At 71.9% G+C, this 21,122-nt stretch carries 22 protein-coding genes and 1 pseudogene; 12 read left to right on the top strand and 11 right to left on the bottom strand.

Going from position 1 to position 21,122, the window contains the following annotated elements; genetic code table 11:
• Window positions 1–62 precede the first annotated feature (62 nt).
• The 4 genes from OG309_RS22970 to OG309_RS22985 are packed head-to-tail and all read left to right on the top strand — an operon-like array spanning window position 63 to window position 2,998.
• Window positions 63–602, top strand: coding sequence for a phosphatase PAP2 family protein (locus tag OG309_RS22970; RefSeq protein ID WP_329423320.1), 540 nt, complete (start codon window positions 63–65; stop codon window positions 600–602).
• Between the two features lie 40 nt (window positions 603–642).
• Window positions 643–1,554, top strand: a complete 912-nt coding sequence (locus tag OG309_RS22975) for a decaprenyl-phosphate phosphoribosyltransferase (protein WP_329428501.1) — start codon at window positions 643–645, stop codon at window positions 1,552–1,554.
• On the top strand, window positions 1,551–2,027 hold the full coding sequence (locus OG309_RS22980; protein WP_329423321.1) for a GtrA family protein: 477 nt from the start codon (window positions 1,551–1,553) through the stop codon (window positions 2,025–2,027). Before OG309_RS22975 ends, OG309_RS22980 begins: the two co-directional genes overlap by 4 nt.
• Complete coding sequence (locus tag OG309_RS22985; protein WP_329423322.1) at window positions 2,015–2,998, top strand: YihY/virulence factor BrkB family protein; 984 nt, start codon at window positions 2,015–2,017, stop codon at window positions 2,996–2,998. The genes OG309_RS22980 and OG309_RS22985 overlap by 13 nt, the downstream gene beginning before the upstream one ends.
• Window positions 2,999–3,353: 355 nt before the next feature.
• Here the strand turns inward: OG309_RS22985 and OG309_RS22990 are convergent.
• Both OG309_RS22990 and OG309_RS22995 read right to left on the bottom strand, forming a co-directional pair.
• Window positions 3,354–4,376: pseudogene (locus OG309_RS22990) on the bottom strand (D-alanyl-D-alanine carboxypeptidase family protein); the annotation flags it as partial.
• A 143-nt stretch (window positions 4,377–4,519) separates the two neighbouring features.
• A complete protein-coding gene (locus OG309_RS22995) occupies window positions 4,520–4,756 on the bottom strand; it encodes an SCO4848 family membrane protein (RefSeq protein WP_329423323.1) in 237 nt (78 codons plus the stop codon).
• A 141-nt stretch (window positions 4,757–4,897) separates the two neighbouring features.
• On the opposite strand from OG309_RS22995, the gene OG309_RS23000 reads away from it, so the two are divergent.
• The 4 genes from OG309_RS23000 (at window position 4,898) to OG309_RS23015 (ending at window position 9,600) form a co-directional block, all read left to right on the top strand.
• Complete coding sequence (locus OG309_RS23000) at window positions 4,898–6,208, top strand: metallophosphoesterase (protein WP_329423324.1); 1,311 nt, start codon at window positions 4,898–4,900, stop codon at window positions 6,206–6,208.
• A 213-nt stretch (window positions 6,209–6,421) separates the two neighbouring features.
• Window positions 6,422–7,981, top strand: coding sequence for an ABC transporter substrate-binding protein (locus tag OG309_RS23005; RefSeq protein WP_329423325.1), 1,560 nt, complete (start codon window positions 6,422–6,424; stop codon window positions 7,979–7,981).
• A 249-nt stretch (window positions 7,982–8,230) separates the two neighbouring features.
• Window positions 8,231–8,737 carry a SigE family RNA polymerase sigma factor gene (locus OG309_RS23010; protein WP_329423326.1) on the top strand — a complete coding sequence of 169 codons (507 nt, stop codon included), beginning with the start codon at window positions 8,231–8,233 and terminating at the stop codon, window positions 8,735–8,737.
• Between the two features lie 47 nt (window positions 8,738–8,784).
• Window positions 8,785–9,600, top strand: coding sequence for a hypothetical protein (locus OG309_RS23015; RefSeq protein WP_329423327.1), 816 nt, complete (start codon window positions 8,785–8,787; stop codon window positions 9,598–9,600).
• A 51-nt stretch (window positions 9,601–9,651) separates the two neighbouring features.
• Here the strand turns inward: OG309_RS23015 and OG309_RS23020 are convergent, their stop codons facing one another.
• A complete protein-coding gene (locus OG309_RS23020) occupies window positions 9,652–10,431 on the bottom strand; it encodes a TetR/AcrR family transcriptional regulator (RefSeq protein ID WP_329423328.1) in 780 nt (259 codons plus the stop codon).
• Window positions 10,432–10,442: 11 nt separating this feature from the next.
• Complete coding sequence (locus tag OG309_RS23025; protein ID WP_329423329.1) at window positions 10,443–11,684, bottom strand: MFS transporter; 1,242 nt, start codon at window positions 11,682–11,684, stop codon at window positions 10,443–10,445.
• A gap of 86 nt (window positions 11,685–11,770) precedes the next feature.
• On the opposite strand from OG309_RS23025, the gene OG309_RS23030 reads away from it, so the two are divergent.
• Window positions 11,771–12,298 carry a MarR family winged helix-turn-helix transcriptional regulator gene (locus OG309_RS23030; protein WP_329423330.1) on the top strand — a complete coding sequence of 176 codons (528 nt, stop codon included), beginning with the start codon at window positions 11,771–11,773 and terminating at the stop codon, window positions 12,296–12,298.
• Window position 12,299: 1 nt separating this feature from the next.
• Here the strand turns inward: OG309_RS23030 and OG309_RS23035 are convergent, their stop codons facing one another.
• From OG309_RS23035 to OG309_RS23060, 6 genes are all read right to left on the bottom strand, one after another.
• The gene (locus OG309_RS23035; protein ID WP_329423331.1) at window positions 12,300–12,806 is read right to left on the bottom strand and encodes a hypothetical protein; all 507 of its coding nucleotides are present in this window, start codon (window positions 12,804–12,806) and stop codon (window positions 12,300–12,302) included.
• A gap of 88 nt (window positions 12,807–12,894) precedes the next feature.
• A complete protein-coding gene (locus OG309_RS23040) occupies window positions 12,895–13,653 on the bottom strand; it encodes a succinate dehydrogenase iron-sulfur subunit (RefSeq protein ID WP_329423332.1) in 759 nt (252 codons plus the stop codon).
• A complete protein-coding gene (sdhA, locus tag OG309_RS23045) occupies window positions 13,653–15,407 on the bottom strand; it encodes a succinate dehydrogenase flavoprotein subunit (protein WP_329423333.1) in 1,755 nt (584 codons plus the stop codon). Before sdhA ends, OG309_RS23040 begins: the two co-directional genes overlap by 1 nt.
• 24 nt (window positions 15,408–15,431) lie before the next feature.
• The gene (locus tag OG309_RS23050) at window positions 15,432–15,905 is read right to left on the bottom strand and encodes a succinate dehydrogenase hydrophobic membrane anchor subunit (RefSeq protein WP_046908506.1); all 474 of its coding nucleotides are present in this window, start codon (window positions 15,903–15,905) and stop codon (window positions 15,432–15,434) included.
• A gap of 8 nt (window positions 15,906–15,913) precedes the next feature.
• On the bottom strand, window positions 15,914–16,294 hold the full coding sequence (gene sdhC / locus OG309_RS23055; RefSeq protein WP_123954581.1) for a succinate dehydrogenase, cytochrome b556 subunit: 381 nt from the start codon (window positions 16,292–16,294) through the stop codon (window positions 15,914–15,916).
• A 247-nt stretch (window positions 16,295–16,541) separates the two neighbouring features.
• On the bottom strand, window positions 16,542–17,087 hold the full coding sequence (locus OG309_RS23060) for a 2-oxo-4-hydroxy-4-carboxy-5-ureidoimidazoline decarboxylase (protein ID WP_443067639.1): 546 nt from the start codon (window positions 17,085–17,087) through the stop codon (window positions 16,542–16,544).
• Between the two features lie 171 nt (window positions 17,088–17,258).
• Here OG309_RS23060 and OG309_RS23065 point away from each other — a divergent pair, with 171 nt between their 5' ends.
• The 3 genes from OG309_RS23065 to OG309_RS23075 all read left to right on the top strand — a co-directional run bounded on the left by OG309_RS23065 (window position 17,259) and on the right by OG309_RS23075 (window position 20,259).
• Entirely contained in the window at window positions 17,259–18,875 is a 1,617-nt protein-coding gene (locus OG309_RS23065; protein ID WP_329423334.1) for a beta-N-acetylhexosaminidase, read from the top strand.
• A 139-nt stretch (window positions 18,876–19,014) separates the two neighbouring features.
• Window positions 19,015–19,659 (top strand): DUF4328 domain-containing protein, encoded by a 645-nt coding sequence (locus OG309_RS23070; protein WP_329423335.1) that lies wholly within the window; start codon window positions 19,015–19,017, stop codon window positions 19,657–19,659.
• 69 nt (window positions 19,660–19,728) lie between these two features.
• Window positions 19,729–20,259 carry a hypothetical protein gene (locus OG309_RS23075; protein ID WP_329423336.1) on the top strand — a complete coding sequence of 177 codons (531 nt, stop codon included), beginning with the start codon at window positions 19,729–19,731 and terminating at the stop codon, window positions 20,257–20,259.
• 54 nt (window positions 20,260–20,313) lie between these two features.
• Here the strand turns inward: OG309_RS23075 and OG309_RS23080 are convergent, their stop codons facing one another.
• Window positions 20,314–21,066: a Clp protease N-terminal domain-containing protein gene (locus OG309_RS23080; RefSeq protein ID WP_329423337.1), complete on the bottom strand. Its 753-nt coding sequence runs from the start codon at window positions 21,064–21,066 to the stop codon at window positions 20,314–20,316.
• Between the last annotated feature and the right edge of the window lie 56 nt (window positions 21,067–21,122).

Raw genomic sequence — 21,122 nt, forward strand, 5'->3', positions numbered from 1 at the left:
CGCCGCCTCCGCGCGTCAGAGTCGCCCCTGGCCGACGGCGAACCGGGGAGGCGACGAGACGCATGCGATACGGGGACTGGGCCGAGACCGACCACCGGGTCCTGGCCGCCGTGCACGCCCAGGGGCGCCGGCCCGCCGTGGCCGCGGCCGCCCGCGCGCTCTCCCTCGGCGGCGAACACGGCGCGCTGTGGATCGCCGCCGGACTCGCCGGCGCCGCCCTGGACCGGCCGCACCGCACCGGCTGGCTGCGCGGCACGGCCCTGATCGCGGCGGCGCACCTCGCCAGCATGGGCGTCAAACGGGTCGTACGGCGCCCCAGGCCGCGCCCCGAGGAGTACCCGCCGCTCGTCCTCACCGCCGGCCGCCACTCCTTCCCCAGCTCCCACGCCGCCTCCGCCGCCGCGGCCGCCGTCGCCTTCGCCGCCCTCAGCCCGGCCACCCGCCCCGTCGCCGTGCCGGCCGCCACCGCGATGTGCCTCTCCCGCCTCGTGGCCGGCGTCCACTATCCGACCGACATCGTCGCCGGAGCCCTCCTCGGCGCCGCCACGGCGACGGCGGGCCTGCCCTGGCTGGCGAGCCCTCAGGGAGGCCCCCGTGCCTGACCCCACCGCCGGCACGGCCGTCCTCGTCACGCCCGCCGCCGTGCCCCCGGCCCCCGCCCGCCCCCAGGCCCTCGCCGTCGCCCGGGGAGTGGTCCGCACCGCCCGGCCCCGGCAGTGGGTCAAGAACGCGCTCGTCGTCGCCGCGCCCGTCGCCGCCGGGCAGCTCGTCTCCTGGCACATCGCCGCCCGGCTCGCCCTGGTCTTCGCCCTGTTCACGGCCGCAGCCTCCGCCGTGTACCTGGTCAACGACGCCCGCGACGCCACCGCCGACCGTGCCCACCCGGTGAAGCGGCACCGCCCCGTCGCCGCCGGCCTCGTCCCCGTACCCCTCGCGTACGCGACGGGCGCCCTGCTCGGGCTCGGCGCGGCGGTCGCGAGCGCCCTGGTGTGCAACGCCATGACGGCGCTGCTCCTGACCGCGTACCTCGCGATGCAGCTCGCCTACTGCGTACGCCTCAAGCACGTCCTCGTCGTCGACCTCGCCGTCGTCTCCACCGGCTTCCTGATGCGGGCGATGATCGGCGGGATCGCCCTCGGCATCCCGCTCTCCCGCTGGTTCCTCATCACCACCGGCTTCGGCGCGCTCTTCATGGTCGCGGCCAAGCGCTACTCGGAGGCGGTGCAGATGGAGGAGGCCCAGGGCGCCACCCGGGCCCTGCTCACCCAGTACACGACCGGCTACCTGCGCTTCGTCTGGCAGCTGGCCGCCGGGGTGGCCGTCCTCGGCTACTGCCTGTGGGCGCTGGAGAGCGGCGGCGTCGCCGACGGCGCGCTGCTGCCCTGGCGCCAGCTCTCGGTCGTCGCCTTCATCCTGGCCGTCCTGCGGTACGCCGTCTTCGCCGACCGCGGCACCGCCGGGGAGCCGGAGGACGTCGTCCTGCGCGACCGGCCGCTCGCCGTCATCGGCCTGGTCTGGGCGGCGATGTACGGGATGGCGGTCGTCGACCTGTGAGGGCGGGAGGCGGACGCGGTCGCCACGAGCTGCTGGGCTTCGCCGTCTCCGGCGCCGCCGCCTACGCCGCCGACCTCGCCGTCTTCCTCGCCCTGCACGGCCCCCTCGGCCCGGTCGCCGCCAAGTCGTCCTCGTTCCTGGCCGGTTGCACGGTCGCCTACCTCGGCAACGCGTTCGGCACCTACCGCCGCCGCAGCGTCGGTGCCCGCGAGTACGCGGCGTTCTTCGGCGTGAACCTGGCCGGTGCGGGCGTACAGCTGCTCTGCCTCGCCGTGTCCCACTACGGCCTCGGCCTCACCTCCGCGTGGGCCGACACGGTGTCAGGACTCGGTGTCGGCATGGCACTCGCGACCTGTCTGCGATTCTGGGGTAACCGGACGTTGGTGTTCCGAGTCTCGACCACCCCGACCACCCCGTCCGTCCCGTACACCCCGTCGACCGAGGGAGGGTCGCGCACGACATGGACTGGCTGAGCAGACTGCCCGTCATCGGCCCCTGGGTCGTCCGCCTGATGAAGACCCAGGCCTGGCACGCGTACGAGATCCTCGACGAGGTCCGCTGGAGCCGGCTCGCCGCCGCCATCACCTTCCTCAGCTTCCTCGCCCTCTTCCCGCTGATCACCGTCGCCGCCGCGATCGGCGCCGCGCTGCTCAGCACCGAACAGCTCGACAAGATCGAGAACAAGATCGCCGACCAGGTCCCCGGCATCTCCGACCAGCTCGACATCGGCGGTCTCGTCGACAACGCCGGCACCGTCGGCCTCGTCGCGGGCGCCGTGCTGCTCTTCATGGGCATCGGCTGGGTCGGCTCGATGCGCGAATGCCTGCGCGCCGTCTGGGGCCTCGACGGCGTCGACGAGGACAACCCCGTCGCGCGCAAGGGCAAGGACACCCTGGTGCTGCTCGGCCTCGGCGGTGTCGGGCTCTGCTCGCTCGCCGCGTCCTGGCTCGGCTCCACCGCCGTCGGCTGGAGTGCCGACCGGCTCGGCATCGAGAACACCGGCGCGGGCGGCACCCTGCTCCAGGCCGCCGCCCTGCTCGTCGCGATCCTCGCCGACTTCCTGCTCCTGGCGTACATGCTCACGCTGCTGCCGGGCGTCGAACCGAGGCGCCGCGACCTGGTCGTCGCGGCGCTCCTCGGGGCGGTCGGCTTCGAGCTGCTGAAACTGCTGCTCGGCGGCTACATGAAGGGCGTCGCGGCGAAGTCGATGTACGGGGCCTTCGGCGTGCCGGTGGCCCTGCTGCTGTGGATCAACTTCACCGCGAAACTGCTGCTGTTCTGCTCCGCCTGGACGGCTACGGGGTCACGCCCTCGTCCACCGGAGCAGGAGCCGACTCCTTCTCCCCCCGCGGCCCCTTCCGGCCCTTCCGGTTCTTCCGTCGCCCCGAAGGCTTCCCGGACTCCTGACGACGGGCCGCCCCCGCCAGCGGCCAGCGCCGGTTGACGAGGAAGACGGCGCCCGCGAGGAGCACCAGCACCCCGCCCGCCACGGCGAGCGCGATCCCCACGCCGCCCGACCTCTCCTGGGAGGCGGCCGCCTTCTCCACGCCCGTCGGGGCGTTCTTGCCGGGGGCGGGCGCCGTGCCGTCGGAGCCGGCCCCTGCCGTGGCGCCGGTGTCCGTACGGGCGGACTTCGGCGGCACCAGCTCGCCCACCGGCGTCACCTTGCCGGAGGCGGCGAAGCCCCAGTCGAGCAGCCGGGCGGTCTCCTTGTAGACCGCGTGCTGCTCCTTGGAGGACGGGTTCATGACCGTGACGAGCAGCACCTTGCCGTTGCGCTCGGCGACGCCCGTGAAGGTCGCGCCCGCGTGCGTGGTGTTGCCGTTCTTGACCCCGGCGATGCCCTGGTAGGCGGGGACGCCGATGTCACCGGTCAGCAGCCGGTTGGTGTTCTTGATCTCGAAGGTCTCACGCTTCTTGCCGGGCTTCTGCTCCCCGGGGAAGGCGGCCCGGGGCGTCGCCGCGTACTCCCGGAAGTCGGCCTTCTGCATGCCGCTGCGGGCGATGAGGGTGAGGTCGTACGCGGAGGAGACCTGCCCGGGGGCGTCGTAACCGTCCGGCGTGACGACGTGGGTGTCGAGCGCCTGCAGGTCGGCGGCGTGCTCGTTCATGTCCCGCACGGTCTGCGGCACGCCGTTGTTCATCGCGGCCAGGACGTGGACGGCGTCGTTGCCGGAGCGCAGGAAGACGCCGAGCCACAGGTCGTGGACGCTGTACGTCTGCTTCTCCTTGAGGGGCACCAGGCTGGAGCCCGCCCCCATGCCGGCCAGGTCCTCCGGCTTGACCGTGTGGTTCTCGGTCCTGGGGAACTTCGGCAGCACGGTGTCCGCGAAGAGCATCTTCAGCGTGGAGGCGGGGGCCAGCGGCCAGTGCGCGTTGTGCGAGGCGAGCACCTGTCCGCTCTCCGCGTCCGCCACCACCCACGCCCGCGCGCTCAGCTCCTTCGGCAGCACCGGGGCACCCGGCCCCAGCTGCACCTGCGTACCCGGCCGGGACAGCAGCGCACCGCCGACGCTGGACATCGCGTTCGGCGGTTTCGGCTGCTTGTCCTTGTCCTCCGCATGCGCGGGAGCCGAGGCGAGGAGCGGGAGCAGTGCGGCGGCGGCGGTCACCGTCACGGCGGCCTTCGCGGTCATCTTCGATGCGGACACGATCGAGAACGTACATCCCCGGAAGCGGGTTCCGAGAACCGCGGGGCGGTTCGCCCGGGCTCGTCCACCCGTCCGCAGGCCCGCCGAGGCGCCCGGTGCGACGGGGGCGGTGAATCCCAGCCGGTCCGTCCCCTGCTTCCTGCTCGTGTCCGGCGTGTGGGGCTGGTTCATCTGGACCGCTTTCCGTGCAGCAGGGGGTGGGAGCTTGTTCACACGTTCCAAGACGTGAAGAGCCCGGGTGGGGATCCAGATGTGACCGGTCCGTCTTTCGAGGCTCCCGACCGACGACGTGGCGACCGCCGGGAGGGCGGGGCCTACTTCCTGCCCGCGCGGACGCCCCGGAGGCCGATCGTGCCGACGGCCGTCCCGAGGACGAACGACGTGATCGCGAGGGTGAGGTGGACCCAGAAGTACGCGGTGGGGTCCCCCGCGTCGTCGAAGGCGAGGCCGCTCCCGTCCTTCCAGAGGTTCTTGGCGAAGGTCACCCAGATCACCCACGACCAGGCGCCGAACGCGAGCAGGAACCAGGAGGCGCGGCGGCTGAGCTTCATCAGGTGTCCTTCGGGGTGGGGAGGGCTTGCCCTGCCAGTATCGAACGGGCCCGCGGTGGGCTTGCGGCAGGGTCTCGGTACGCTCGCGACCGGCGCGGGCATCGCGTGCCGGCGGACAAACGGACAAGGGGTACGTGGGGCGTGGTCGTCGTCTTCCTGCTGGTGCTGGTCGTGGTCCTCGCCCTGCTCGGCGCGGTCCACTGGTACGTGTGGCGGCGCCTGGTGCGCGACCTGACGGCCCCGGGCGGTCCCGCCCGCCGGGTCGGCACGGCCGCGGCCGTCGTCCTGCCGCTGCTCTCCGTCGCCGCCCTGGTCTCGGGCCGCGCGGGCGCCCCCTTCGGGCTCCAGCAGGCCGTCGCCTGGCCCGGCTTCCTGTGGCTGGCCCTGCTGCTGTACCTGACCCTCGCCCTGGCGGTGACGGAGCCGCTGCGACCGCTGCTGCGGCGGGTAATGGCGCGGCGGGCCGGGGCGACCCCGGTCGCGGCTCCGGTGCCGGTGCCGACTCCGGCCCCGCCGGGTGCGGAGGCCACCGCCCCGCCCGAGGCCGCCGCTCCGCCGGAGGCCGCCGCCCCGCCCGAGGCCACTGCCCGGCCGGGGGCCCCGCAGGTCCCCGACGCCCCCGGCCTCTCCCGCCGCCTCTTCGTCAACCGGGTCGTCTCCGGCACCGCCGCCGCCGTCGCCGTCGGGACGGTCGGGGCCGGGACGTACGGGGTGCTGCGGGGGCCGCGGGTGAAGCGGGTCACCGTGCCGTTGGCGAAGTTGCCGCGCGGGGCGCACGGGTACCGGATCGCGGTGGTCTCCGACATCCACCTCGGGCCGATCCTCGGGCGGGCCCACACCCAGCGGATCGTCGACACGATCAACGCCACCCAGCCCGATCTGGTCGCCGTCGTGGGCGACCTGGTCGACGGCACCGTCCAGGACCTCGGGCCCGCCGCCGAGCCCCTCGCGCGGCTGCGCGCCCGCGACGGGTCGTTCTTCGTGACGGGCAACCACGAGTACTTCTCGGGGGCCGACGCCTGGGTCGACCACGTCCGCGAGCTCGGGCTGCACCCGCTGCGCAACGCCCGGGTCGAGATCGGGGCCGGGTTCGACCTCGCCGGGGTGGACGACGTCGCGGGGGAGAGCGAGGGGCACGGGCCGGACTTCGGCAGGGCGCTCGGGGACCGGGACCGGGCGCGCACCGCGGTGCTGCTCGCGCACCAGCCGATCGTCATCGACGACGCCGTCCGCCACGGCGTCGACCTCCAGCTCTCCGGCCACACCCACGGCGGCCAGCTGTGGCCCGGTAACTACCTCGCCGAGCTGGCCAACCCGACCGTCGCGGGGCTCGAACGCTACGGCGACACCCAGCTCTACGTGTCGCGCGGCGCGGGTGCCTGGGGGCCGCCGGTCCGGGTCGGTGCGCCCTCGGACATCACTGTCGTGGAGCTGGCGTCCCGTCAGGCGTGAGGGGCGGGAATGGTGCAGATGTGACCGAGCGCGCCGTTACGGATACGTACCGCTCCGTCCGCTCCGTCCCTTAATTCCCTTCATCCCGGACATATGTGTGCCGTGTGAATGTTTACTCTTCCACTTGTGAAATCCGTGTGATTGGCTGACGCCATCGCGACTGGCCGGGCGCCGTCGTGACAGGGGTGGGAACAAAAAAAGGAAGCACGTCTCATGCGGTCGTCCGTCCGTCTGCGGATCCTGATCACTTGTGGAGTTCTGGTGGCCGCCGGAGTCGGAGGCTGGCAACTCCTGCCCTCCGATGACGTGCGGAACGAGCCGATCACCGTCGGCACCACCGACAAGGTGACCTCGCTGGACCCGGCCGGCGCCTACGACGCCGGTTCCTGGGCGATGTACAGCAACGTCTTCCAGTCGTTGCTGACCTTCAAGCCCGGTTTCACCACTCCGGTCCCGGACGCCGCCGAGAGCTGCAAGTTCGTCGGCACGAAGCTGACGACCTACCAGTGCACGCTCCGGGACGACCTCACCTTCGCCAACGGGCGCAAGATCACCGGTGAGGACGTGCAGTTCTCCTTCGAGCGGATGCTGGGCATCAAGACGGACGTCGGTCCGCAGCCCCTCTTCCCGACCCTGAAGAGCGTCGTCGCCGACGGGCAGAAGGTCACGTTCAACCTCAGCGGCCGGGACGCCACCTTCCCGCTGAAGCTGGCGACCGGCGCCGGTTCGATCGTCGACCGCACCGCGTACCCGGAGAAGACGCTGCGCACGGGCACCACGGTGGACGGCTCGGGACCGTACGTCCTCAAGGACTACAAGCCGGGCGAGAGCGCCCGCCTGGAGCCCAACCCGAACTACCGGGGCGCCGTCACGAAGACCGGCCGCACGGTCGTCGTGAAGTACTTCAAGCAGTCGGGGGAGCTCGCCGCCGCCTGGAAGGCCCAGCAGGTGGACGTGACGCACCGCCAGATGCCGCCGGCCTTCATCAACACGCTGAAGGACGCGACGAAGGACGGCACCCGGATCACCGAGGCGGCCAGCGCCGAGATCCGCAACCTCAACTTCAACGTCCGGCCCGGCTCCGTGATGGCGAAGAAGGCGGTGCGGCAGGCCGTCGCCGCCGTCGTCGACCGCCCGGCCATCACCACCGGCACCTACCAGAGCACCGTCGAGCCGCTCTACTCCCTCATCCCGCAGGGCTTCGTCGGCCACAGCACCGCCTTCTACGACGTCACCCCGGAGCCGGACAAGGCCAAGGCCAAGCGCCTGCTGAAGGCCGCGGACGTCGACATCCCGGTGAAGTTCACCCTCGGGCACAGCGAGGACGCCACCTACGACGCCGAGGCCGCCGAGCTGAAGAAGCAGCTGGAGGAGACGGGCCTGTTCGAGGTCGACCTCGTCGCCACCGACTGGCAGTCCTTCCAGAAGGGGTACGCGAAGGGCGCGTACGACGCGTACACCGTCGGCTGGCTCCCCGACTACCCCGACTCGGACAACTTCACCGGCCCGCTCGTCGGCACCGACAACACCCTGCACAACGGCTTCTCCAGTGCGCGGATCGACACGCTGATCGCCGCCACGCAGCAGTTCAGCGACCGCTCCCGGGCCACCGGCGACTTCCGGGACATCCAGGCCGAGGTGGCCGACGAGGTGCCGCTGGTGCCGCTGTGGCAGAAGAAGGACTACGTCCTGTCGACCGAGGACGTCTCCGGTTCGCAGTTCCTCTCGGACGGCACCGGCATCTGGCGCCTGTGGGAGCTCGGCTGGATCTAGCCGGGCCCCGACCCGAACCGACCCCACCCCACCCCACCCCACCCCACTCAGGGCCTGTCCATCGGACGGGCCCTGATTCGTCTCCCGGAAAAAAAGTCGTCCGCCCCGCACGACATCCCGCCGCCCCGCGTAGTCATGAGGGGTATGCACGGGGAACTCGGAGCAATCCGAACAAACACACCGATCCGAAGCAATCGAAGCACGCGAAGCATACGAACCATCGGAACAAGGGGAACGGGCGGACAGCGCGTGACATCAGCACAGGAGGAGGCCTACCTGGAGTTCGTGGCCGACAGGGCCCGGGCCCTGTACCGCTCCGCGTACGTCCTCGCCGCCGGTGACGCGCACCTCGCCGAGGACCTGGTCCAGGAGACGCTGAGCCGGGTGTACGTGCACTGGAAGCGGGTGGCCCGGGCCGACAGCCCGGCGGCCTACGCGCAGACGGTGCTGGTCCGCTCCTTCCTCAGCCTGCGGCGCCGCCGCAGCACCGGCGAGCGCCCCGTCGGGAACCTCCCCGACCGCGCCGACTCCGGTCCGGACACCGCCCTCCGGCTCACCCTGCTGGACGCGCTCCACCAGCTCCCGCCCCGCGACCGGGCGGTGCTGCTCCTGCGCTACTGGGAGGACCGCAGCATCGAGGAGACCGCCCGCATGCTCCGGACCAGCAACAGCGCGGTCCGCTCCCAGGGCACCCGGGCCCTCGCGCGGGTGCGCGCGCTGCTCGGCGACAGCCTGTCCGACCTGGTCCCGCGCTGAACAGCGCCACCTGCCACTTCACCGACGTCAGAGAAGGCGACACCACCATGCCGTTCGAAGCAGACCTCGCGCACGCCCTGGACCGCACGACCGACTCCCTCGCCCCCGATCTCACCTCGCTCACGGACGGAGCCGTCGCACGCGGCCGCCGCCGCCGGCGCCGCCGCACCGCCGGTCTCGTCGCCGGGGCGGGCGCCTGCGCCGCCGTCGCGGTCGCCGGGCTGGTGATCCCCGGCGCGCTCGCCGGGTCCCGTGCCGGGGGATCCGACATGGAGACGGTGGCGCTGGCGATGCCCCGTTCCGCGATCAGCGGGACCCAGATGATCAAGGCCCTGGAATCGACCTTCCCCGGGGGGAAGTTCAGCCGGGTGACGGGGCAGAGCAACAACCCCTCCGATCCGTCCGCCGGTTACGTGGCCATGGCCGGACTGGTCGTCGACGACGGGCACGGCGCCGCCGGTGTCGGAGTCTCGGCCGTACGGCTCAAGCTGCCGCTGCCCGAGGCCGACGGCGACGGGCTGAGCTGCGAGCGTGAGCAGACGCCCCCGCGCGCCGAGGGCGACACCTGCACGATGAGCGAGCTGCCGAGCAGTGCGGCGGTTCCCGGCGGGGCCCTGGTGATGTCGGAGCGGACCGCCGCCGAGCAGCCGGCCGGCCCCGGCACCGCGCACCGCTGGACGGTGACGGTGACCCTGAAGTCGACCGGTGCGCAGCTGCAGATGGTGCAGTGGAACAGCCTCGGCGGGGGTGACGGCGCCTCGACGCCGAAGCCGACCCGCCCCGCGCCGCCGCTCTCCGAGCAGCAGGCGGTGAAGGCGCTCACCGGCGCCGCCTGGGCGCCGATCCTCGGCGCGGTCGCCTGACCGCCGGCCGGACCCGGGCGCCGGACCCGGGCGCCCGGGTCCGGCCGGCCGCTAGCCCGACTTGGAAGCCCGCCTCGGCTTGCCCGAGGCGGCCATCCCGGCGGCCGTCGGCATCATGTCGGCGAGCAGCTCGTGGGTCTCCTTCACCAGCGGGCGCAGGATCCGGAAGCGGGAGAGCTGGATGGCCCGGGCGGTGACGGGGGAGAGGCGTTCGACGAGGCGGCGGCTGTTGGCGGCGCCCTCGGAGCGGTCGTACACCCAGAACAGCACCAGGCCCATCTGCTGGAGCCACAGCAACTGGGGCAGTGCCTCGGCCAGTTCGGGGTCGACCTTCACGGAGGCCCCGGAGATGACCCGACGGTGGACCTCGATCGCCGCCTCGCGCGGGCCCTCCGACTCGGGCGAGAAGGGGCTGAGCGGACTGTCCGGGTCGGCGGCGTTCTTGAAGAACTGGGACGCGAACTCCTGGTAGGGCTCGGCGATGTCCAGCCAGGCGAGCAGCACGCCCCGGATCCGGGCCGTCAGGTCCTTCTCGCCGCCCTCCAGGATGGGTTCGACGGCCGCCTGGTGCTCCTCGGCGATCCGGTCGTAGAAGCCCTGGACCAGGTGCTCCTTGGAGGAGAAGTAGTAGTAGGCGTTGCCGACGGAGACCCCGGCCTCCTGCGCGATGGCCCGCATCGTCGTCTTGTCGTATCCGCGTTCCTTGAACAGCCGGAGCGCGGTCTCCAGGATGAGCGCGCGGGTCTGCTCGCTCTTGGGCGCCTTGGCGGGCTTCTCCGCCGTCTGCCCGCCCGCGGGCGTGCCCTGCTTCTCTTCAGTCGCGTCCGTCACAGGGCCTGAGCCTAGTCGGCCGCACGGGAAGCCCCGAACCGCCGTACTCCCGGCACGAGCCCGGTGCCCAGGCAGCACCCGCCGACCACCACGGCGGCGGCCAGCAGCGGGACCTCCGGGCCCCAGGCGGAGGCGGCGAGCGGGGCGAGGGCGTAGCCGAGGGGCATCGCGGCGAGCGAGAGGAGCCAGTCGTACGAGGTGACGCGGGCCAGCGCGTGGGCGGGCACCGCCCGCTGGACCGCCGTCTCCCAGATGGGGCCGAGGAAGCCGAGCCCGGCCTGGGCGAGCCCGTACGCGGCGATGGTGAGCGGCGCGGGCGCGGCCGCCGCGAGGAGGACCAGGGGCAGCGCGTACGTGGCGAGGGCGAGGTTGGCGGTGAGGATCGGGCGCCGGGGCCGGACCCGGTCGGCGACGACGGAGCCGAGGAGCAGTCCGAGGGCGCCGACCTGGAGCAGCAGGACCCAGGTCGCCTTGCCGCCGAGCCGGTCGAGGGCGACGGCCGGGCCGAGGGTCATGAGGACGGCGGCGGCGCCGTTCCAGGCGCTGTGGCCGATGAGGCTGGTCCAGTACCAGTCGCGGGTGCGGACCTCGCGCCAGCCCTCCTTGAGGTCGTCGAGCAGGGCGCGGCGGGGGACGGCGACCCGTTCGACGCGTACGGCGCACAGCAGGGCGGCGCTGACGGCGAAGCTGGCCGCGTCCAGGACGAACGCCCAGCCGGGGCCGACGGTCCAGATCAGCGCGCCGGCGAGGGCCGGGCCGCCGACGCGGCTCGCGCTGTGGGCGATGCCCATGGCCGCGTTGGCCCGCTGGAGCCCTTCCGCGGGCACCGTGCCCTTGATGAGCGGTGCGCTGGTCGGCATCGCGAACGCCCCCGCGGCGCCGCCCGCCACCTCGACGGCGGCGATCACCCAGAGCGTGGGCGAGCCGCTCAACAGCTGGATGCCGACGAGGAGTTGGGTGGCGCAGCGGACGAGGTCCATGGCGAGGGCGACCGTCCGGGCGTCGAACCGGTCGCCCACCACGCCGCCGAGCGGCAGCAGGAGCAGCTTGGGCACCATCGAGCAGCCGAGGACCAGGGCGAGGGCCGCGGTGGAGCCGGTCGCCTCCAGGACGGCGAGGGCGAGTGCGGCGGGGATGACGGCGTCGCCGAGGAGGGAGAGCGTGCGGCCGGTGAAGAGCAGCCGGAAGGAGCGGGTGCGCAGGGGGTGAGGGGTGGACGGGGGAGCGGGCAGGGCAGTGCTGGGCAGGGGCATGCCAGGCAGAGTATTTCGCTGCCGAATAATTCGTCAACGAAATACTTCACTGCCCGGTGCCCCACCTCCGGACGTACGATCACCCCATGGCACCCACCGAGGAACCGCGCGACTGGACCGACGAGCACGTGGCCCGTTGGCAGCCCGTGCTGCCCGACCTCGATCCGGTTGTCGAAGGCGCGGTCACCCGGATGAAGAAGCTCTCCGTCCACCTGCGCCGGGTGCGCGAGCAGTCGCTCGCCGACTTCGACCTCGAACGCCACGAGTTCGAGACCCTCCACAAGCTGGCCGGCCGCGGCGGCAGCGCCGCCCCCTCCGAACTCGCCCAGGACCTCGACCTGGCCCCCGCCTCCGTCACCGGACGCCTCGACGCCCTGGAGAAGCGGGGCCTCGTCCACCGCACCCCGTCCACGACCGACCGGCGCCGGGTGGTCGTCGCGCTCACCCCCGCCGGTCACGAGACCTGGCTCGGCGCCATGGACGTCCTGGGCCACGAGGAGTACCGCCTCCTGGGCGCCCTCACCGCCGAGGAACGCACCCAGCTCAACGACCTGCTCCGCCGCATCATGCTCGTCGCCGAGGAGCACACGGGCGTGGAGCCCTGGCACGGCTAGGTCAGATGCTCAGCGAACGCGCGTAGTTCAGCTGGCCCATGACCCAGTGCAGGGTCTCCGGGCCGGCCGCCGGGATCATCGTCGCGTGGTACCGGCCGCCGCTGGTCACCGTGACCTGGATGAAGCCGGTCGTCTGCTTCTCCTTCATCAGCAGGAACAGCAGGCCCAGGAAGCAGAAGACGAAGAACACGATCGCGAGGACGATGCCCGCGGTGGAGATCTTCTCCTCGGTCCGCGACATGTCCATCACGTTCCACGTCGCGCCCTTGAGCGGCATGGGGCCGGCCGGGGTGATGATCTGGTCCCCGACGACGGTGATGTCGCCCAGGGTCAGCTGCGGCCCCGGCGCGTGCTGCGGCGGCACGGGCACCCCGGCCGGAAGCGTCGGCTGCTGCGGGTACCCGTACGCGGGTGTCCCGGCCTGCGGGTAGCCGTACGCGGGCGTCCCGGACTGCCCGCCGGGTCCCCACTCGTACTCCCCGGCCTTGTAAGGGTTCGGCTCGCTCATCAGTCCCCGTCCTCCACATGCGAAAAAGCCCGCTCCTGCACGTCGCAGCGTACAGAAGCGGGCTCTCCCGCAGTGCGGTGACCAGGGGTCAGAAGCGGCGGGTGATCAGCGCGCGCTTCACTTCCTGGATCGCCTTCGTGACCTCGATGCCACGCGGGCAGGCGTCCGTGCAGTTGAACGTCGTGCGGCAGCGCCACACGCCGTCCTTGTCGTTCAGGATCTCCAGGCGCTGCTCGCCCGCCTCGTCACGCGAGTCGAAGATGAAGCGGTGCGCGTTGACGATCGCGGCCGGACCGAAGTACTGGCCGTCGTTCCAGAAGACCGGGCAGGACGACGTGCACGCGGCGCACAGGATGCACTTGGTGGTGTCGTCGAAGCGCTCGCGGTCCTCGGCGGACTGCAGGCGCTCGCGGGTCGGCTCGTTGCCCTTGGTGACCAGGAACGGCATGACGTCCCGGTACGCCTGGAAGAAGGGGTCCATGTCGACGACAAGGTCCTTCAGCACCGTCAGGCCCTTGATGGCCTCGACCGTGATCGGCTTCTCGGGGTTGATGTCCTTGATCAGCGTCTTGCAGGCGAGCCTGTTCTTGCCGTTGATCCGCATCGCGTCCGAGCCGCAGATGCCGTGCGCGCACGAGCGGCGGAAGGTCAGCGTGCCGTCGACGTCCCACTTGATCTTGTGAAGGGCGTCGAGCACACGCTCCTTCGGGTCGATCTCGATCTGGAAGTCCTCCCAGACCGCGGCGTCCGACACCTCGGGGTTGAAGCGGCGGATCCGCATCGTGACCGTGATGTACGGGGAGGCGGCGGACTCCGCCTCGACCTTGTCCAGTACGGGGGTAGCCATCAGTACTTACGCTCCATCGGCTGGTAGCGGGTCTGGACGACCGGCTTGTAGTCGAGACGGACGGTCTCGGAGCCGTCCTCGCCGACCTCGCGGTACGCCATGGTGTGGCGCATGAAGTTGACGTCGTCGCGGTTCGGGTAGTCCTCGCGGTAGTGACCGCCGCGGGACTCCTTGCGCGCCAGGGCCGAGACGGCCATGACCTCGGCCAGTTCGAGCAGGTTGCCCAGCTCGATGGCCTCCAGCAGGTCCGTGTTGAAGCGCTTGCCCTTGTCCTGGATGGACACGTTCTCGTAGCGCTCGCGCAGCTCGGCGATCTTCTCGACGGCCGTCTTGATGGTCTGCTCCGTACGGAACACCATCACGTTGGCGTCCATCGTCTCCTGGAGCTCACGGCGGATGTCGGCGACCCGCTCGCTGCCCGTGGAGTTGCGCAGCTTCTCGATCTGCGCGACGACGAAGGCCTCGGGGGCCTCCGGCAGCTCGACGTAGTCGGCCTTGGCGGAGTACTCGGCGGCGGCGATGCCGGAGCGCTTGCCGAAGACGTTGATGTCGAGCAGCGAGTTGGTGCCGAGACGGTTGGCGCCGTGCACGGAGACACAGGCGACCTCGCCGGCCGCGTACAGGCCCGGGACGACGGTGGTGTTGTCCGACAGGACCTCACCCTCGACGTTGGTCGGGATGCCGCCCATGGCGTAGTGCGCGGTGGGCTGGATCGGGATCGGGTCCGTGTAGGGCTCGATGCCGAGGTAGGTGCGCGCGAACTCCGTGATGTCGGGCAGCTTGGCGTCCAGCTGCTCCGGCGGGAGGTGCGTCAGGTCCAGGTAGACGTGGTCGCCCTCGGGACCGCAGCCGCGGCCCTCGCGGATCTCCGTGTAGATGGAGCGCGAGACGACGTCACGGGACGCGAGGTCCTTCATGACCGGCGCGTACTTCTCCATGAAGCGCTCGCCGTCCTTGTTGCGCAGGATGCCGCCCTCACCGCGGGCGCCCTCCGTGAGCAGGATGCCCATGCGCCAGATGCCCGTCGGGTGGAACTGGAAGAACTCCATGTCCTCCAGCGGCAGCCCGCGGCGGTAGCACGCGGCCTGGCCGTCACCGGTCAGGGTGTGGGCGTTGGACGTCACCTTGAAGAACTTGCCGGTGCCGCCGGACGCGTAGATCACGGCCTTCGCCTGGAAGACGTGGATCTCGCCGGTGGCCAGCTCGTAGGCGATGACACCGGCGGAGTGCTTGACCCCGTCGACCTCGACGATGAGCTGGTCCAGGACGTAGAACTCGTTGAAGAACTCCACGCCCTCCTTGACGCAGTTCTGGTACAGCGTCTGGAGGATCATGTGGCCGGTGCGGTCCGCGGCGTAGCAGGACCGGCGGACCGGGGCCTCGCCGTGGTTGCGCGAGTGACCGCCGAAGCGGCGCTGGTCGATGGTGCCGTTCGGGGTGCGGTTGAACGGCAGGCCCATCTTCTCCAGGTCGAGGACGGCGTCGATGGCCTCCTTCGCCAGGATCTCGGCGGCGTCCTGGTCGACCAGGTAGTCACCGCCCTTGACCGTGTCGAAGGTGTGCCACTCCCAGTTGTCCTCCTCCACGTTGGCCAGCGCGGCGGCCATGCCGCCCTGCGCGGCGCCCGTGTGGGAGCGGGTGGGGTAGAGCTTCGTCAGCACGGCGGTACGGCTGCGCTTCGTCGCCTCGATGGCGGCGCGCATGCCGGCGCCGCCGGCGCCGACGATGACGGTGTCGTACTTGTGGATCTTCATGGCGTGGTTACCTCAGCCCCGTGCCTAGCGGATGTTCGGGTCGAAGGTGAAGATCACCAGCGTGCCCAGAAGGATGGTGAACACCGTGGCGGTGTACAGCAGGCCCTTCAGCCACAGACGCGTGTTGGCGCGCTCCGCGTAGTCGTTGATGACCGTGCGGAGGCCGTTGGCGCCGTGCAGCATCGCGAGCCACAGCATCAGCAGGTCCCAGACCTGCCAGAACGGGGACGCCCAGCGGCCGGCCACGAAGGCGAAGCCGATCTTGGAGACGCCGCCGTCCAGGAAGAGCTGGATCAGCAGGTGGCCGAGGACCAGGACGACGAGGACGACACCCGAGAGGCGCATGAAGAGCCATGCGGCCATCTCGAAGTTGCCCCGGGTCGCCCGCGGGGTCTTGCCCGTGCGCTTGCGGGGGGCCTCGATGTACGGGGCCGGGTTGTCCACGCCGTAGGCAGCGCCCTCGACGGGACCGATGGCGGAAGTGGTGTCAGCAGACATGTCTGGCGTCAGCTCCCGAACAGTTCACGTGCGGCGTGGCCGAGGACGGGGTACAGCGAACCCGCCATCAGGACGACCCAGATGCCCACGACGGTCCAGAGCATCTGCTTCTGGTAGCGCGGGCCCTTGGACCAGAAGTCCACGGCGATGACACGGAGACCGTTCAGCGCGTGGAAGAGGATGGCGGCGACGAGGCCGTACTCGAGGAGTGCGACGATCGGCGTCTTGTACGTCGCCACGACATCGTCGTACGCCTCGGGGGAGACGCGGACGAGAGCGGTGTCCAGCACGTGTACGAACAGGAAGAAGAAGATGAGGACGCCGGTGACTCGATGAGCCACCCAGGACCACATTCCTTCCCGGCCGCGGTACAGCGTTCCAGCCGGCACGGAAAAACCCTCCGGGAGCGGGGATCGGGGTCGGCCGGCTTCTCTGTCGGTCTGACCCGGCCGGGTACGGTCCACCGGCCCCGGTCATCGTAGCGACGACTTGTCGGTTCGCTCGCGCGGGGTCCATCGGTGTGATCAAACAGGCACGGACGGACTATCAGCCGAGCCGTCACCGGGACCTGAATCTCCGCATTTGGGGCGCTTGCGGAGGAATCGCGGGAGCAGCGCGGTCGAATCGCCGACGGAGTCACCCTCCTGCGACCGAACGGGTGAGCCGGGTGCGGGCCAGCCGGCGCAGTTCCTCGGCGGCGACCACCCGCTCCTCCTCCCTTTCGTTGCCGAGACGTGACCGGATTCCGGCGAGGACCCGGTCGAGCCGCTCGCCCGCCGGGACCCCGTCCAGGCTGATCAGGAACGCGTGCCCGAAGCCGCTCTCGTACGCCGCGTGCGCGGCCCGCAGCGCCGTCCGGGCGGCCGGCGGGGCGTCCGGGTGCGGCAGCGCCGCGGTCTCGTGGGAGAGTGCCTCGTCCAGATCCGGCCCCGACAGGTCGTAGCCGGCCTCGTCGGCGGCGGCGAGCAGTGCGTCGAGGGTCGGGTACGGGCGGTGCGCGGCCACCCGTTCGGCCCAGCGCCGACTGCCGCAGCAGCGCAGCAGCAGGGCCTCGGCGAGGGCGTGCGGGGCCGCGTTGAAACCGGTGAGGCCCGCGGGGTGCCAGTGACGCGCCGCCTGGGCAGGTATGGCGGGGGAGCCCAGGGTCCGGGAGGGTGCGTGAGTGTCGCTGGTGCTGGTCAGCGGTGACTCCGGGAGCGAAAGCCGTGGGGTGGATGTGACGCCACGCTATCGGCGGGACGGGGGAAGTGTCCGACGGATGCGCGAATTTCACCTGGACGAGTGGTTTCGGGTCGGGCGGCGACAGAAGGCCCGGGATGCCGTGAATCGCGCGGTGAGGGAGGATTCCGAGTGATGCGGTACTCCATACGGGGGCCCCTCCGGGGCCCCGCACTCCTGGCGGCCGCGGTGGCGCTGGCCACCGTGACGTCCTGTTCGAGCGGTTCCGGCGGTCCGCCCGCCGCCTCCGGCACGGGCACCACGGTCACCGCACCCACCACGGCTCCGCCGCCCCCGCCGCCGAGCCCGACGCCCACCAGGACGTACCCGCTCTCCACGGCCCCCCTCACCATCCCGGCGGTCCGCTCCCACCAGGCGGCCCGCGGCCCCGGCTGGAAGCCCGGACCGGACACCGGCGTCGTCGTCGCCGCGAAGGACGAGGGCGCCCTCGCCGACGAGGCCCGGCTGATCGCGGGCGAGCTGCGCGTCCCGTACCGCGGCACGGCCGCCGCCCGCCCCGGCGACGTCTCCCTCGCCCTCGGCGGGCAGGGCGCCGCCGAGTCGTACACCCTCGCCGTCCAGGGCGGCGGGGTCCGGATCACCGGCCCCGACCAGGCGGGCGTGTTCTACGGCACCCGCACCCTCAAGCAGTCCGTCAGGTCCACCGGGGCGATACCCGAGGGCGTGATCGCCGACGCGCCGGCCAAACCGCAGCGCGGGCTGATGGTCGACATCGCCCGGAAGTACTTCACCGCCGGCTGGATCGAGGACCGGGTCCGCGAGATGGCCGACCTCAAGCTGAACCAGCTCGGTCTGCACTTCTCCGACGACCAGGGCTTCCGCATCGCCTCCGACAGCCACCCCGAGATCGTCTCCGCCAGGCACCTGAGCAAGGCCGAGGTGCGGCGGATCGTGGACCTCGCGGCGAGCCTGCACATCACCGTCGTCCCCGAGATCGACTCGCCCGGACACCTCGGCGCCGTCATCGACGCGCACCCGGAGCTCCAGCTCGTCAGCGCCACCGGACGCGCTCCGCGCGGCGCCGTCGACATCTCGAAGCCGGCCTCCGCGAAGATCGTCGACGAGCTGCTGCGCGAGTACACCGGCCTCTTCCCCGGCGCCTACTGGCACCTGGGAGGTGACGAGTACGTGGCCCTGATGTCCAAGAACCCCGAGGCGAGCTACCCGCAGCTGGCCCGCGCCGCCACCGCGAGGTACGGCGCCTCGGCCCGGGTCCAGGACCTCGCCACCGGCTGGCTGAACGACCGCGCGGCCGTGGTGCGGCCGACCGGCAAGGCCCTGCGCGCCTGGAACGACGGCTTCTACCCGGGCGGTGTGACCTCCGCCGACAAGGACCTCCAGGTCGCCTACTGGACCGGCAAGGAGATCGGCGCGCGGCAGCCCGTCCCCTACCTGAGCGCGGGCCGCGAGATGCTCAACTACAACGACGAGTACCTCTACTACGTGCTCGGGCAGCCCAACGACTTCACGTACCCGACCGGCCGCCGCATCTACGAGCAGTGGACCCCCCTCGTCCTGCGCGGCACCACGCCCGTGCCCAGCCGTTACGACCCGCAGATCCTCGGCGGCAGCTTCGCGGTCTGGTGCGACCTCGCGGGCGCGCAGACCCAGGCGCAGGTGGCCGACGGCATCCGGATGCCGCTGACGGCGACGGCGCAGAAGCTGTGGGACGCGCGGAGGCCGGCGCTGACCTGGGACCGCTTCCGGGCGCTGGCGGCCCAGGTGCGCTGAGGTACCCGGTCCCGCCCGGGCGCCTTCCCCGTGGACGCCGGTCTTCCGCATCACGTACGGTCCTCCCCGCTGCGGCCGCCCGGCCGCGCCGGTGCCTCGGGGAGGGGCGCCGCACGTCCCTGGGGGGATCCGCCCGACCATGCTCCGCAATCCCAACGGCCTGTCCATCGCCGTCGTGTCGCTGCTCGGCGCCACCGCCGTCGCCGACGTCTGCAGCCTGATCACCACCTCCGCGGTCCGCGCGGACCTCACCGGCCCGCTGGCGGACCACCCCGACCCGGAGGGGTACGAGGGCAGCCTGGGCACGGTCGTGGCCTGGTCGGCGCAGGGCCTGCTGCTGCTCGCGACCGCGGTGCTCTTCATCGTCTGGATGTTCCGGGTGCGGGGCAACGCCGAGGTCTGGGCGCCGGACCTCCAAAGCCGGGCCAAGGGCTGGATGATCGCCGGCTGGGTCGTCCCGATCGTCTCGCTCTGGTTCCCGCGGGGGCTGATCGCGGACATCTGGCGGGCGAGCCGTCCCGAGCCGTACGGGCCGGACCGCCGGGACGAGTTCGTCCTGATCAACTTCTGGTGGCTGTTCTTCCTCGTCTCCAGGATCACGACCGAGGTCGGCAGCCGGAGCTTCGAGGACGCGCGGACCGTCGACACGCTCGTCGCCGCGACCCAGTGGATCCTCGTCGGCGACGCGCTCGACCTCGTCGCCGCCGCCCTCGCGATCCTGCTCGTCCGACGTCTGACCTCTATGCAGCACGTGAAGGCGACTGGCATGATTCCGGCCGCGTAGTGACGGAAAAGCGCCGTACGACGCAGTAGTGGAAGTACTGCGTCCGCATCGGGTGGCGAGGAGGCGTCCATGACGTCGGCGACGAGCACGGGGCTGCTGGAACTGATCGAGCGGGCCGACGAACGGAGCCTGGCCGCCGCCGGGCTGGCCTGCCTGGACCGCTGTCTACCGCTGCTCGCGCCCGAGGGCGCGGAGGTGCTGCGGCCCGTGTGGGCCGCGGTCGCGCGCGGCGACGGCGGGGCCTGGGGCGAGGCGGTCGGCAAGGCCAGGGCCGAGCTGGACGGCGCGGGAGGTGCGGAGGCCGACGCCGGCGGGGTCGCCACCATGGTGCGCGTGATGCTCGACGGCCTTCCCGCCGAGTGGTCCGGGGGGCCGCTGCGGGAGTGGGCCGGGCGGTGCTCCACGATCGCGCTGACCGTGCACCGCCTGTACGACGCCAACGAGGGCGGCCCGCTCCAGGCCGGCGAACTCCGGCGTCAGCAGGCCGTACTCGAAGCCGCCGCCCACGGCCCGACGGGGCTGCGCCGGGCCCGGGAGCTGTCGGCCGAGGGCGGCCGGGTGCTGCGGGCGGTCGTCTCGCGCCGGGCGCGGACCGCCTGAGACGAGCGGCCGGACCCGTGGGGCCCGGCCGCCGTTCCGTACCGGGACTCCGGCTCAGGCCTCCGGCTCCGGCTCCTGGATCTGCACCGACGCGATGGCCTCGGCGATCTGCTGTTCGGCCACCGCCTTGTCGAGGCCGAGGCCCGCGAGCGCGCCCTTGCCGTCCTCGAACTCCATGAGGGCCAGCAGGATGTGCTCGGTGCCCACGTAGTTGTGGCCCAGGCGCAGGGCCTCCCGGAAGGTGAGTTCCAGGACCTTCTTGGCGTCCGCGTCGTACGGGATGAGCGCGGGCACCTCCGCCACCGCCGGCGGCAGTGCCGGGGTGAGGGCCTCGCGGAGCGCGTCCAGGGTGACGCCCTGGCGGGTGATCCAGACGGCGGCGATGCCCTGCGGCTCGGCGATCAGGCCGAGCGCCAGGTGGGTCGGGGTGGTCTTGTCGTTGCGGGCGGCGGAGGCCTCGTTCTGCGCGGCCATCACGACGTTCCGGGCCCGGGGCGTGAACCGGCTGAAGCCGGCGTTCGGGTCCATCCTGGCCGCGTCGCCGTCCTTGTCCTCCTTCGGGACGAAGCGCTTCTGGGCGGCCTGCCGGGTGACGCCCATGCTCTTGCCGATGTCGGTCCAGGAGGCGCCCGCGCGCCGGGCCTGGTCCACGAAGTGGCCGATGAGGTGGTCGGCGACCTCGCCGAGGTGGTCCGCCGCGATGACCGCGCCGGAGAGCTGGTCGAGGGCGTCCGGGTGGGACTTCTTGATCGCGTCGATCAGGTCGTCCAGTCGCACGGGATTGCTCATGCCGAGTGGATTCGTCATGAGTGCAACCCTAGGTTGACAGCCGGAGGGTGTCAACCGTCGGTTGACAGTCGACG

It is taken from the genome of Streptomyces sp. NBC_01268, from assembly GCF_036240795.1.
Classification (GTDB): Bacteria; Actinomycetota; Actinomycetes; order Streptomycetales; family Streptomycetaceae; genus Streptomyces.

Excerpts from the sequence above, each read along its gene's own strand:
- OG309_RS22995 (WP_329423323.1), bottom strand. The coding sequence starts at position 4,756 with ATGAAGCTCAGCCGCCGCGCCTCCTGGTTCCTGCTCGCGTTCGGCGCC.
- sdhA (WP_329423333.1), bottom strand. The coding sequence starts at position 15,407 with ATGAAGATCCACAAGTACGACACCGTCATCGTCGGCGCCGGCGGCGCC.
- OG309_RS23015 (WP_329423327.1), top strand. The coding sequence starts at position 8,785 with ATGCCGTTCGAAGCAGACCTCGCGCACGCCCTGGACCGCACGACCGAC.
- OG309_RS23035 (WP_329423331.1), bottom strand. The coding sequence starts at position 12,806 with ATGAGCGAGCCGAACCCTTACAAGGCCGGGGAGTACGAGTGGGGACCC.
- OG309_RS22985 (WP_329423322.1), top strand. The coding sequence starts at position 2,015 with ATGGACTGGCTGAGCAGACTGCCCGTCATCGGCCCCTGGGTCGTCCGC.
- OG309_RS23025 (WP_329423329.1), bottom strand. The coding sequence starts at position 11,684 with ATGCCCCTGCCCAGCACTGCCCTGCCCGCTCCCCCGTCCACCCCTCAC.
- OG309_RS23065 (WP_329423334.1), top strand. The coding sequence starts at position 17,259 with ATGCGGTACTCCATACGGGGGCCCCTCCGGGGCCCCGCACTCCTGGCG.
- OG309_RS23070 (WP_329423335.1), top strand. The coding sequence starts at position 19,015 with ATGCTCCGCAATCCCAACGGCCTGTCCATCGCCGTCGTGTCGCTGCTC.
- OG309_RS23080 (WP_329423337.1), bottom strand. The coding sequence starts at position 21,066 with ATGACGAATCCACTCGGCATGAGCAATCCCGTGCGACTGGACGACCTG.
- OG309_RS23075 (WP_329423336.1), top strand. The coding sequence starts at position 19,729 with ATGACGTCGGCGACGAGCACGGGGCTGCTGGAACTGATCGAGCGGGCC.
- OG309_RS22970 (WP_329423320.1), top strand. The coding sequence starts at position 63 with ATGCGATACGGGGACTGGGCCGAGACCGACCACCGGGTCCTGGCCGCC.
- OG309_RS23040 (WP_329423332.1), bottom strand. The coding sequence starts at position 13,653 with ATGGCTACCCCCGTACTGGACAAGGTCGAGGCGGAGTCCGCCGCCTCC.
- OG309_RS23050 (WP_046908506.1), bottom strand. The coding sequence starts at position 15,905 with ATGTCTGCTGACACCACTTCCGCCATCGGTCCCGTCGAGGGCGCTGCC.
- OG309_RS23030 (WP_329423330.1), top strand. The coding sequence starts at position 11,771 with ATGGCACCCACCGAGGAACCGCGCGACTGGACCGACGAGCACGTGGCC.
- OG309_RS23005 (WP_329423325.1), top strand. The coding sequence starts at position 6,422 with ATGCGGTCGTCCGTCCGTCTGCGGATCCTGATCACTTGTGGAGTTCTG.